This is a genomic window from uncultured Granulicatella sp. (genome assembly GCF_963515615.1).
In the GTDB taxonomy this organism is placed as follows: domain Bacteria; phylum Bacillota; class Bacilli; order Lactobacillales; family Aerococcaceae; genus Granulicatella.
Genome location: NZ_CAUPZT010000002.1, coordinates 64533 through 76893, shown reverse-complemented (window position 1 = coordinate 76893; position 12361 = coordinate 64533). Strand labels below are relative to the sequence as shown.

At 31.0% G+C, this 12361-nt stretch carries 13 protein-coding genes and 1 other annotated feature (1 of these 14 running past the window's edge); of the genes, 2 read left to right on the top strand and 11 right to left on the bottom strand.

What is annotated here, in order from left to right:
- Positions 1-88: a binding site (T-box leader), on the bottom strand; it reaches 105 nt to the left of the window's first position.
- Between the two features lie 19 nt (positions 89-107).
- On the bottom strand, positions 108-1916 hold the full coding sequence (locus RYL55_RS01060; protein WP_315006510.1) for a LysM peptidoglycan-binding domain-containing protein: 1809 nt from the start codon (positions 1914-1916) through the stop codon (positions 108-110).
- Between the two features lie 154 nt (positions 1917-2070).
- Here RYL55_RS01060 and RYL55_RS01055 point away from each other — a divergent pair, with 154 nt between their 5' ends.
- Positions 2071-2631, top strand: a complete 561-nt coding sequence (locus tag RYL55_RS01055) for a class I SAM-dependent methyltransferase (protein ID WP_315006509.1) — start codon at positions 2071-2073, stop codon at positions 2629-2631.
- Between the two features lie 42 nt (positions 2632-2673).
- On the opposite strand, the gene RYL55_RS01050 is transcribed toward RYL55_RS01055, so the two are convergent.
- The 7 genes from RYL55_RS01050 to RYL55_RS01020 all read right to left on the bottom strand — a co-directional run bounded on the left by RYL55_RS01050 (position 2674) and on the right by RYL55_RS01020 (position 9556).
- Positions 2674-3054 carry a type II toxin-antitoxin system HicB family antitoxin gene (locus RYL55_RS01050; RefSeq protein WP_020991375.1) on the bottom strand — a complete coding sequence of 127 codons (381 nt, stop codon included), beginning with the start codon at positions 3052-3054 and terminating at the stop codon, positions 2674-2676.
- A 36-nt stretch (positions 3055-3090) separates the two neighbouring features.
- Positions 3091-3282, bottom strand: a complete 192-nt coding sequence (locus RYL55_RS01045) for a type II toxin-antitoxin system HicA family toxin (protein WP_315006508.1) — start codon at positions 3280-3282, stop codon at positions 3091-3093.
- Positions 3283-3414: 132 nt separating this feature from the next.
- On the bottom strand, positions 3415-5103 hold the full coding sequence (locus RYL55_RS01040; protein WP_315006507.1) for an ABC transporter ATP-binding protein: 1689 nt from the start codon (positions 5101-5103) through the stop codon (positions 3415-3417).
- A 176-nt stretch (positions 5104-5279) separates the two neighbouring features.
- Positions 5280-6266 carry a glycosyltransferase family 2 protein gene (locus tag RYL55_RS01035; RefSeq protein WP_315006506.1) on the bottom strand — a complete coding sequence of 329 codons (987 nt, stop codon included), beginning with the start codon at positions 6264-6266 and terminating at the stop codon, positions 5280-5282.
- Between the two features lie 3 nt (positions 6267-6269).
- Positions 6270-7748 (bottom strand): oligosaccharide flippase family protein, encoded by a 1479-nt coding sequence (locus RYL55_RS01030; RefSeq protein WP_315006505.1) that lies wholly within the window; start codon positions 7746-7748, stop codon positions 6270-6272.
- A 184-nt stretch (positions 7749-7932) separates the two neighbouring features.
- Entirely contained in the window at positions 7933-8751 is an 819-nt protein-coding gene (locus tag RYL55_RS01025; protein ID WP_315006550.1) for a LicD family protein, read from the bottom strand.
- A 4-nt stretch (positions 8752-8755) separates the two neighbouring features.
- Positions 8756-9556: a LicD family protein gene (locus RYL55_RS01020; RefSeq protein ID WP_315006504.1), complete on the bottom strand. Its 801-nt coding sequence runs from the start codon at positions 9554-9556 to the stop codon at positions 8756-8758.
- A gap of 172 nt (positions 9557-9728) precedes the next feature.
- On the opposite strand from RYL55_RS01020, the gene RYL55_RS01015 reads away from it, so the two are divergent.
- Positions 9729-10022, top strand: a complete 294-nt coding sequence (locus RYL55_RS01015) for a hypothetical protein (protein ID WP_315006503.1) — start codon at positions 9729-9731, stop codon at positions 10020-10022.
- A 340-nt stretch (positions 10023-10362) separates the two neighbouring features.
- Here RYL55_RS01015 and RYL55_RS01010 read toward each other — a convergent pair whose 3' ends face one another.
- The 3 genes from RYL55_RS01010 to RYL55_RS01000 all read right to left on the bottom strand — a co-directional run bounded on the left by RYL55_RS01010 (position 10363) and on the right by RYL55_RS01000 (position 12358).
- Positions 10363-10710 carry a PBECR2 nuclease fold domain-containing protein gene (locus RYL55_RS01010; RefSeq protein ID WP_315006547.1) on the bottom strand — a complete coding sequence of 116 codons (348 nt, stop codon included), beginning with the start codon at positions 10708-10710 and terminating at the stop codon, positions 10363-10365.
- A 362-nt stretch (positions 10711-11072) separates the two neighbouring features.
- Complete coding sequence (locus tag RYL55_RS01005; protein ID WP_315006501.1) at positions 11073-11639, bottom strand: AMIN domain-containing protein; 567 nt, start codon at positions 11637-11639, stop codon at positions 11073-11075.
- Positions 11640-11650: 11 nt separating this feature from the next.
- Positions 11651-12358 (bottom strand): hypothetical protein, encoded by a 708-nt coding sequence (locus RYL55_RS01000; RefSeq protein ID WP_315006499.1) that lies wholly within the window; start codon positions 12356-12358, stop codon positions 11651-11653.
- Positions 12359-12361: the final 3 nt, after the last annotated feature.

The window sequence follows — 12361 nt, the reverse complement described above, 5'->3', positions numbered from 1 at the left end:
GAGTTCAAAATTTTTCATGATGCATTTTCACCAACCATGCACTCTCTACTACAATCCAAACTTCTACTATTCCTTTGTCTGCTAATATTTACTAGCATTATATCAATTTATTTTGAAACAATCAAGACTTGTCCTGGTTGGATAATATTAGAAGTTAATTGATTGATTGATTTTAATTCATCTAATGTTAACCCATGATTTTTTGCAATTCGCCATAAGCCGTCACCTGGTTGAACGGTATAAGTAGTTGCAGAACTTGAACTTGTTTCTTCTGACACTTCTGCAGTTGGTGCTGCTTCTTCAGATGAACTACTTGATCCATCAGAAACAATTAACCCTTGACCAGGGTGAATGATACTATCGACACTTAAGTGATTCCATTCTAATAAAGTTGTTAAAGAAATTCCGTGATTATGTGCTATACGGTATAATGAATCTCCACTATGAACATAATACATTTTTGCATTTGTTGAAGGAGTCGTTTCTTCTGATGTAGTTGCCTCTTCTTGAGTCTCCTCAGTAGTTGATTCTGTACTTTCTTCAGCTGTAGCAGCTTCACTATTCGCTGATAATTTTAGGACTTGTCCTGGATAAATGGTTGAGTTTAAACTTAATCCATTTAAACTTAATAAATCTTCAATACTTGTCCCTGTTTTTCGAGCAATAGCGTATAAACCATCTCCACTTACGACTGTATACGTTCCGCCTGTTGCAGCTTGTTCTGAACTTGCCGCACTTTCTTCACTTGGTGTTTCTTGTGTTGAACTTGAACTTTCTTCTGTTGAAGTAGTTTCTTCATTTGCAGATGATTCACTACTTGCTGATAAGGTTAAGACTTGTCCTGGGTAAATAGTTGAATTTAAACTTAATCCATTTAAGCTTAATAAATCTTCAATAGCAGTCCCTGTTTTTCGAGCGATGGCGTATAAACCATCTCCACTTACAACTGTATACGTTCCACCTGTTGAATTTTGTTTAGTACTTTCTGTAGTTTCTGCACTTGCCTTTTCTTCTTTAGGAGTACTTTCTTCTTGTTTTGTTTCAGCTGATGCCGATTTGGAAGATAATGCTAATACTTGTCCTGGATGAATAATGGAGTTTAAATTTAATCCGTTTAAGCTTAATAATTCTTGGATACTTGTTCCCATTTTACGAGCAATCGCATATAAGCTATCCCCACTAACAACTGTATAACTATTTCCACTTGTTGTAGTTGTTTCATTACTTACAATTTCCTCTGCCATACTAACAGCAGTTTCTGTATCATATTTTGTTAAACCAAATTGTTCAATAATACGATTTAATTTTGAACCGTAAGCAGTATCCGTTGCATAACGACCAGTTAAATAAGCTGTAGCATCTTGATAACTATTCGTCTTACTCTTCCAAGCACCAGAATAAAATAATGGTGCACCAGAAATTCCATTAACAATTTTATCGGCATAATCTTCTAATGATTCTTGATAAGATGGATATTTTCTAAAATCAGCTTGAATACTATAATAGTTTTGTCCACCACTATCTTCTAATGTTTGCATATTAACAGATTGTCCATTATAACTTCCTTTTACACCAAATAAATTATGGTTTGGTGCTTTCGATAAAGCACTTGTTCCCCAACCTGATTCAAGCGCAGCTTGAGCAATCATAACTGAAGCATAAATATCCTTTCCTCTTGCAACATTTTGTGCTGCAGGAATAATATTTCGTAAAAATTGTGTAGCAGCAGTTGAAGCTTCCACTACACTAAAATTTGCAGATAATAATTGATCAACAGGAGACACATATAACCCCACACAGGCTGTTGTCCCCATTACGATGAATGATCTTTTTAACGATTGATTCATCATTTGTACTTTTTGTGATTGTTTTTCTTTTTTTATTCTTAAAATTCGTTCATTTCTAGTCTCTAACATTTCTCAATCCTCCTACTTCATTCATTATCCATTATAGGTGAAACTTTTTTTATTCATAGGGGAACGTTGCACGAACAAAGCAAACGTTGTATACTCTTAACAACCGTAAACCTTTTGTAATAAATGTTAAAGATTTGGTAAAGGAGTTCTACAAATGATTCAAAATGCCCAAAAATTCAGCCATTCCATGTTACAAGAATGTATCAAACCAGGGAACTGTGTGGTAGATGCAACAATGGGAAATGGAAATGATACCATTTTTCTCTCAAAGCTTGTTCAAGCAGAGGGAAAAGTCTTCTCTTTTGATATTCAAGAAGCAGCACTACTTCGTACAAATGAAAAAATTCAAACATTAGATACAAAAGAAAATATTCAACTCATTTGTGATTCACATGCAAATTTAACTACTTATATTCAACAACCGATTCAAGCAGCCATCTTTAATTTAGGATATTTACCTGGAAGTGATAAATCAATTATCACTACTCCCGATTCCACCATTCGTGCAATTGAATCCATAATGGAACAATTAACAATTGGTGGTCGCATCGTATTAGTGTGTTATTGGGGACATGAAGGTGGAGATACAGAATTATCTCAATTACAACAATTTCTTCCAACATTAGACCAACATGAATGGACTGTATTGCAGTATCAATTTATCAACCAACAAAACCAACCACCTATTTGCTTTGTCATTGAAAGAAAACGTTAAAAAAGACTTTTGCGGATGCAAAAGTCTTCTTCAATTTATACTCTATACTTTTAACTGATTTTGTAATGCTTGTGTAAGAACTTCTGAGTAATTGATACTTTGTCGGTCTGCAAGTCTCACTAGCCACTCAGGTACTGTAACATTCTTTCGAATTGCCTTATTATTTCTTATAAAGGGAGTTGGATCAGCAAGAATCATGCTAACAAATCCATTTTCTACTGTTAAAGTATTAATATCTGTTGGAGTTGGTAACTCCTTTCCCTCATCGATGTACAATGCCAACACACTCTCTAACATTTCTTTCGCATTTTTCATAGATTCTTCAAGCGAATCCCCCTGTGTTCCACCATGAAATTCAGGAAATTCTACCCAAAAACTACCATCATCTTCCTTATGAAATATTGCAGGATATGATTTTAACATACTTTCACCTCTATATCATATTAAAAGATTGGGGTATTATTTCAACCCCAAATCTTTCATGATTTTGAGTTCAAGTCCTTTTCCTAAATCTTTATTACCATGAATAGGAATTACTACTATGTACTCAAAATCTGGATGACTAAAATGATGGTGACTTCCATTTTGGCGGATTTCTTTCCACCCATGTTGTCTTGCCAATTTTGCCATCTCTTTTCCTGTAAGCGGCATATAGTTACCTCCTTACAATTAGAATTATACGCATAATACGCATTCTTGTCAAACGATTCAAATGTAACACAATAAAAAGCCTAGTGCATGTGTAACAGCATCACCATTTGCACTAGACTTATATTTTACTCACTATTGATGAATCATTTGTTTTTTTACAAATTCTTGATAGTGAGGATGTGATTCTAATAATTCAGAGTGAGTTCCTACTCCAGTGATCTTTCCATCTTCTAGGAAATAAATTTGAGTGGCATCTTGAACCGTTGATAGTCGATGAGCAATCATGACTTTTGTTAGATGACGATATTCCTGCTCTAGTGTTTGAATAATCTTATGTTCTAAAATACTATCTAATGAAGAAGTTGCTTCATCTAAGAAAATTAATTTTGGATTTCTTAATAAAATACGAGCAAATGCCAACCGTTGCTGTTGTCCCCCTGAAAAATTATCCCCTAATTCTGAAACATTAGTATGAATTCCTTGTGGTAATGCTGATACAAAATCATAGATTTCCGCATCTTTCAAAGCTTGATTAATCGTATCTTGGCTTACCGTTTCCTTCAATCCCCACGTTAAATTATCTAAAATTGTTCCTGCTAATAATGTTTCATTTTGTGCAAGATAGCCTATTTGATTTCTATATTCTTGTAGATTCACTCCACTTAAATCAATAGAATCAATGCAAACTTGTCCATTAGTTGGTTGTATCATTCCTAATAAAAGACTTAACAATGTACTCTTTCCTGCTCCCGATGGACCAACAATCGCTACGGTTGAACCAGAATGAATTTCCATTGAAATATGTTTTAATACTTCTATTTCTTCATAACCAAATGAAACATCTGATAATTGGATTGTTGCATCTGATAAATCAATCACTTCTCCAGTATTTTGTTGAGCTGTAATTGGTTTACGAATCAATTCTAATAAATCACTCATTGATCCTTGTAATTTAGATAATTCACCTAAAAAACTAGCGGCAGAACTTGCAGGTGTTAATAACATAAAGATGTAAATTAAGAATGAAATAAATATTCCAATCGTCATCTCACCACTAGAAAGTAATAAGCCACCAAATAAGAAAATGAAACTTAATACAATCGTTATAAAAAATAATGAAAAAGGCTGCATTAACGCTTCAAAGAATCCTAATTTTACAGATTGTTGATACAATTCTAAATATGACTCTTTCATCTTTTGTTTACTTTGTTCTGTAGCATTATTCGCTAAAAAGAATGTACGATTTCTAAAATACTCTCCTAATTGTCCAATCACTTTGATAGTTACTTTTTGTTCAGACTGACTAATATTAGAAACTAATTTACTCATTGGATTTAAGATTAAAAAGATTGAAGGAATTCCTAATAAAATGACAACAGATAATTTCCAATTTAAAATAAATAAGAAAATCAAAATACCTACAATCGTCACAATACTTTGAATAAAAGTTGGTAATTGGAAAACGATAAAGTTTTTTAATTTTTTACTTACTTCAATAATTTCACCAGCAGATTCTCCACTTCTTTTTTGAGATTCTTGTTCATTTTGAAGAACACTCTCATAAGCTTTCATACGAAAATCAAGTACAGTATTTTCCCCAATTTTTAATAACCCATAATGAGCACTGAATGATAATACTAACTGAATAAATAGAAGTGCAACAATGAGCATAACATTTTGAAAAATATTTTTCCCATCTCCATTATCTAATAATGACTGTACTAAATAAGGAATTCCTAATGTTAGTAAGCTCCCAAAAATACCAATCAACAACCATGGAATCATCTTTAATTTAACTTCTTTTGTTATCAAATTTTGCATAGAATTACCTCCACTCTTTTTTGTATATCATTAGATATTGACTATAGAATATCATCATTTTAATATTTGTCAACTGAAATTTTAATTTTTTCCTAAACTCTCTAATGTTTTTTTAATTTAAGGTGTTTTAATATATAAAAAAGACTTTTGCCATCGCAAAAGTCTTCATTTCTTCATTAATCATGAATCTTTTTATTCTTCTCCATATTCGCCAGCATCAAATTTCGATACAGATGAATATTGATTTTTAATGCTAAAGCAGCAATTCTTCTTCCCTTTTGGAAAATAGTATTTCTCGCAATTTCAAAGGCATGTTGTTTCAAGTAGTGACGTACTCTTGGATAATCTGTTAAAGTTTCAAAATCATCTTCCACTAGCATCTTATCTAAAATATAAAAATGGGCGTACGATAATCGAAAGAATGCTTCTTCTTCCAAGTTTGGAAATTGCTGTTTTACTAAATCATAGAATTGTTGATAAATCGTAATATACACTAAATCACGTTCACGATAAGGATTTGTCGTAATACTTTGTTGTCGATGATAATAGTAATAATACGGTTTTGTATTAACGACATATTTCTCAGCAATTTGCACTAATTGATAATGATAAAATGCATCTTCATAAATTTTTCCAACTGGAAATTCTATCTTGTCAGCAATTTCTTTTCGAATTAATTTATTACAAATCGTTCCGGGAACTTTTTGTCCAATTAAATATTCTCTTAAAAAATCTTCTCTATTCAATACTAAATACAAATCTTCTCGATCACATTGAGGAGTTTGTTTTGTAGTATAAACATTCATGACATTACAACTTGAAACATCTGCATTTTCAGTAATGAGTTGCTGATAAAGGGAATCAATCATTTCTTCATGAATGTAATCATCAGAATCTACGAATAATACATACTTTCCTTGAGCCACTTTTTGTCCTTCATTTCTTGCTGAAGATAAGCCACCATTTTCTTTATGAATGACTCTTATTCGCTCATCTTGACTTGCTAATTCATCACAGAGATGTCCACTTGAATCGGTTGCACCATCATCCACTAATAAAATTTCTAAATTTAAATAAGTTTGTGTTTGAATCGATTGAACACATTTTTTTAAATATTGTTCGACATTGTATACAGGTACAATGACACTAATTAATTCACTCATAGCTTATCCTCTCTTCAACACTTTATTTTTTACAGCATTAATGACATCATAGAAAATTTCATCTTTGACAAGTGCTAATACAACTACATAATAAATGACACAACTAACAATTGTTACAAAAATATTGATCAGCAATGCCCCATTCACGACCATTTCAATTGGACGAATCCAAGAAATTAACCCATAAATGATGAAAAATCCTGATGAATAGAGAACATATTTACCCGCATGAATAAACAGCCTTCTTAAATCGATTAACTGATTTTTATTAATTAATAAGATGTCTAATGCGATAACTAATAATTCAGCTACAATTGTTGTTAAAATATACCATTCTGGTTTTGTAATCCCAACAGCAGCTAGAATGGAGTTCAATACTAAGTTTAATCCTCCACCAATAAAGTAGAACATCGTTAATTTATTTTCATAACCTTGGACAAAAATAATTTGATTTTCTAAAATTAATGCCATTGCCCATGGAATAGAACGAAGAGCAAATAGGAATACACTGAAGCTAGCATCTAAATATTGCTCCCCTGCATATAATACAGTCGCATGACTTGCTAAAATGGCTAATCCAAAATTTAACGGCGTAATACAGAACATAAAAATTCTTCCGCCCTTATTAACTAAATCATCATAAGCTTTCTTATCATTAATTCCTAAATAATATCCAAGTCTTGGAATACTAACACTCACAGCTCCACTAATAACTCCAGAAATAGAAAATACTAATGTTTGAGCAATCGTGTAATAGGATACATATTCTGGTAAAGCAATGGAAGATAAGAACATTCGATCTAAATAGGTATAAAGCATCCCTGCATTTGCTAATAAAAGGATAGCAATTAACGGTTGAATAACTGCTTTAACATCTTTCCATTGAACGCCAACAAAATGGACTTCTTTTTTAATCCAGAAGAAACTTGCTAAATAATTTAACAGTGTCGCAATGGACATTAAAAAGGCATACGGCACAATATCATGCTCTGTTTTTACAAATGTAAAAATAGAAACAAGCATAAAGATTCGAATAAATAAAGTCTTATACAAAATAAATGTATAATTTTCAAAAGCTTCATTCATCCATTCAATATTTAAAAACTGTGCAAACACTTGTATCGCCATAATGTAATACAATGTTTTTAATACAGGAGCACCTTCCATTTGGAATGTGATAATAAAATAGACAATGGTTGTAATAGTCGTACAAAATAAGGAAATATAAAAGAGTAATGAAAAAATCCGATTAATCTCTTGCTTATTTTCCTTTGCCTTACTGATGGCTCGAATTCCATAATTATAAATTCCTAACGTTGCAAAAGGGATAAATAATCCGATAAAGGTATTCGTAATATTAAAATACCCATACTCTGTTTTATTTAAAATTCTGGCAATATAGGGACCTGTAATTAGTGGAAAAACAATATTTAATACTCGCATTAAAAGATTTGCGATAGCATTTACTTTAATATTTTTCATAATTCACCTCATTATACAGGAGATAGTATAGCAAATTCATACAAAGATAGAAACATATATCCTAGATATTAAACAATTTATAAGATTTTAGGAGTTTTTGTCTTACTCTCCTTCTACTGCTACACTTTGATAGACATAAAAAGAAGGCTGGAAACGTCCAACCTCTTCTTAGACTTAAACTCCATTATTGTTCATCTTTACGATAAGCTTGTAATAAATGACTCTTATAATCAATTTCTTCTTGAGAAGGAACTGTCATATAATCCCCATAAAATTGAGAAAGAAATACATCATATTCTTTTGGTGCAGGAACCATCATATCTTCAAATGGTAATTCAATTAATTCTTCAAAAGTTCCACGAGGGAATACTTCTTTTCTCCCATCTTTACCGCAACCGACAAGCCCTTCATATTGTCCATCTTCTTTACGATATTTTTTAATTAAGGTATCGATACGATTTCCAAACCAACGTGGATTTACAATTCGTAGCGCATACCACATGATTTTACGGCAAATATCTTTTAACTGACTATCGCCATATTGAACATATTGTAATTTAATGTATGCAATCATTCGTAACGTTGCCATTAAGTGAGCTTTATCGATTAATGTCACATCATCATAACGTTCGATTGGAAAGACATCTACGAATACACTTGTATCATGACGATCGACTTTAATATGATCTTCTACAACGGTACGTTCATCTGTCACTACTAGGAAGTTTTGGAAATACCAATCAGAAGTTTCCTTACTTAAAATTTTGTAGTAAGGATGTTGATCTTTTTCAACTGCTTGAATAAATTTATCATATTGAGAGCGATACATAGAAATATCAATATCGTCATCCCATGGAATAAATCCTTTATGACGAACAGCACCTAATAATGTTCCATAACTGACAAAATACTGAATATCATTTTCCTTACAAATACGATCAATATATTTTAAAATGTCTAATTGTGTTTGCTTTAATTCTTCTTTTGTTAAATACTTCGGCATCATGCTACTCCTCTTCTTTTAAATAAACTTCCAATTCATGCGGATTAGTTTGTTTTTCAATTGGAGGTAATGTTAAATAATCTCCATAATATTGTGTTAATAATCGGTCATATTCTTTTGGAATCGGGAAGATATGTCCTTCAAATTCTCCATCCATTACTTCATCGAAAATCCCTGCTTCAAATACTTCTTTTTCTTTTAATTTAGAAGCTAGTAAGCATTCATATTTTCCAGTCGGGTTCGTATATTGCTGAATGACTTCTTCAATTTTATACGCAAATTTTCTTGGAGACACAGGAAGTAACACAGTCCAGAAAAATGTACGAATCATATCTTTTATCAAACTATCTTTGTACACAATATTTTTATGCTTACTAAATGATAATAATTTAAAACTTTCTAATTGATAAGTTTTATCTACTGCTTTTAAATCATCTATTCGATCATAAGGGAAAATATCGATAAAAATTCCACTCTTATAAGTTTTACGATTTCTAGTATCTGTAATAACCGTTTGGTTATCAACTACTTTGATAAAGTTATTAAAATACTCTTGGTTTGTCTCTAAAGATAAAATGTCATATTGGTTTGAATGAAATTCACGTTTAAAACGTTCATAATCATTTCTTGGCATCATAATATCAATATCATCATCCCAAGGAATAAATCCTTTATGACGAATCGCACCAATTAATGTTCCATAATTAAGAAAATAATGAAGTTTTTCCTTTTTACAAAACTCATCCACTGCTAAAAGAATCGCTAATTCTCTTTGTTTAACTTCTTCTGTCGTTAATCTTTTCATTTAAAAATCCTCTTTTATTCAGATATTCCTTGATGATTATAGCACACCAGCGCAAAACAATAAATACACAAGGAATTATTTAAAAAAGTTGGAGTAAAAAAATTAATTTTAGAAAATTTTTCGTATATAATAAGTAAGGAGTAAATAAAAAATTTCAAGGAGATGAGAAAAAATGCAACATACAACTCAGGGGTTAAAAGCAGCAGCTGAAATGTTAAACAATTTAACGGAAGAAGAAATTAGACTTGCAGAAGAAATTGAAAGAAGACAAAACGAATTTAATCAAGTATTAGAATTTTATTATGAAAATGGTCGTGAAGAAGGAATTGAAATCGGCGAAAAACAAGGGATAACAAAAGGAAAACTCCTATTGTGCTTCAAATTAAACTTATCAATGGAAGAAATTCAAAAGCATACAGAATTATCGATTGAAGAAATTGAAGCGTTTAGAAAAGAAATGGAATAATAGTGAAATGAAAGGCAGCTCGTTTATGGGCTGTTCTTTTGTGTTGTTCGACAAATCCTGTTGGTGAATCAATTTAATCACTAAAATAAGACTACAATTCACAACTAGTGAAGCTTGTACAAAAAATGACAATACGGTTTTATCAATACAATAAACTCTTTTGTAATAAAAAAAGACACCTGACGGTGTCTAGTGGAAAATATCGTAAGTATCAATTGGACGTTCAGTAACCTCGTCATCTCAGGTACCTCTTTTGGTAGGATATACCTTTTTGAGGTGCGGTAGGAACCTTTCTACCCTCAATTCATACTCCTTATAATTTTATTATAAACATTTATGGTTATTTGTCAATTTTTCGTAATCTTCCATTTCGAATTCGTTGTGATAATTTTAATTGAGAAATTTCATGCATTGTAGCAACGTAAAAATATCCATTCTTACTGTCTAATTTGACGGCTATAAGAATATTAGGTTTTACTTGTACTACATACTCTAAACTCACACCTTTTTCTCTTGGATTTATCCCAACGTAGTCCGGATTTTTTAAAAACTGTTGGATATTCGGTATATAAGGAATCATATTTTGATGATTTCTTTTCATTAAATGCTTTTTAAAATTATCATTATGGATGAGTATTTCACTGATATTAGTATCAATTGAAAGTAGTTTTTTTACTTTTTCTGTAATTGTTCCGATATTTTCCGTATATCATCATCCTTTCCTTTGCTATAGATAGTTTATCATAACTTTTAAAGGATAACTATCGAGTTTAGTGTTTCTATTCTAAAAATAGGAAAAACCAATTATTTCAATTGTCATCACCAATTTTACAGTATTCTAAGAATTTCAAGAAGCACGAGTAGAAATTGGAGAGCGAAAAGGGCAAGTCATGATCTGCTTCAAAATGAACTTACCAATGGCAGAAATCCAAAAACTTACGGGATTATCAGTTGAAGAAATTGAAGCATTTAGAAAAGAATTAAATTAATAATATAAATACTCCTAAAAAGAGCCTTTCGTTTTCTCTTCGAAAGGCTCTTTTACTTTATTTATTTTCCTTTTACAATCGTTACATCTGTATAAGCATCTACTTTAATGACACTTGCACTTGTTTCTTTTGTTTCAGGTTTTTCTGTTATTTTAGCTCCATTATTCAACATGATGTCATATTTTCCATCAAATGTTTGTGGAACATTCACTTTTACTTCTCCACTAACGGTATCTAAAAACACTTCATATGGGTCAGCATTTTTTGCTAATTCAACTGTAACTTTTAATGTATCTTTTCCGAATTGAGAAGTATATAATCTAAATCCATGTTTTGAAATTGGAATATATAATCCTTCTTCGTTTAATTTTGTATCTTTAATCGTATTCACAGAAGTTTTGGAGATTTTTCCTGATACAGTTACTTTTGTTTGAGGATTAGAAGTTTCTACAATTGATAATTCCACATTTTGCTCTGTTCCATAAATTTCTACTTTTTGTTTCGCATTTTCTTGTAATTCCCAAGTCTGTGTAAAATCAAAATCTGTTTTGGCATTACTATAAGTCATATAAAATCCAAAAGCTACAATGACTAGGAAAAAAACGATAAATGGTAAAATTTTCTTCATAAGCTTTCTCCTTATTTAAATTCTCGTTCATTAAATAAATAATAACTAAAAATAATGTATAAAACACTAAAAATAATTGCAATTATAACAGATGGCGTTAAAAAGTCTCCGCTACCTGTAATAGCCTTTAATTGGTTAAAGAGTAAAAAGTGTTCCAACAATTCAGGGTCAATAACATTTGCCATCGAAAAACTCATTAAATTATCAAATAAAATGACAATCACTACATAAATTAACTGCGCATAACTGACCTTATCTACATAGTTGAAAATGAAAATAGACAGGAACATGATACATAAAAAATATGGATATTGGTACACTGCTATTTTCCACACTGTCGATAAAGAAGAACTATCTGCAAAAATCCCTCTAAATACAGCAACAGATAAATAACCTACAAATAAATGGATGGTTGAATATAAAACTGTCGTCACAACTTTATAAATGAATAAAGACAAACGATTTTTAGATTTAATAATCTGTGTATTAATCGTTCTGGATACAAAATCTTCTCCCCAAACGAATAAATCTACTGCGATGAAAAATAATGGGAGAAAAGCTGTTGAAGTCGATAAAGTCATAATAACACCAATGTCACCACTCTTTTCTCTCATTACAAATGTAAACAAGAACTCTAATAAGACACATAGTAAAATTGAAATCGAAAAGATTCTTTCTTTTCTAATTTTATAAATATCCGCTTTAAAATTTGACATCATTGC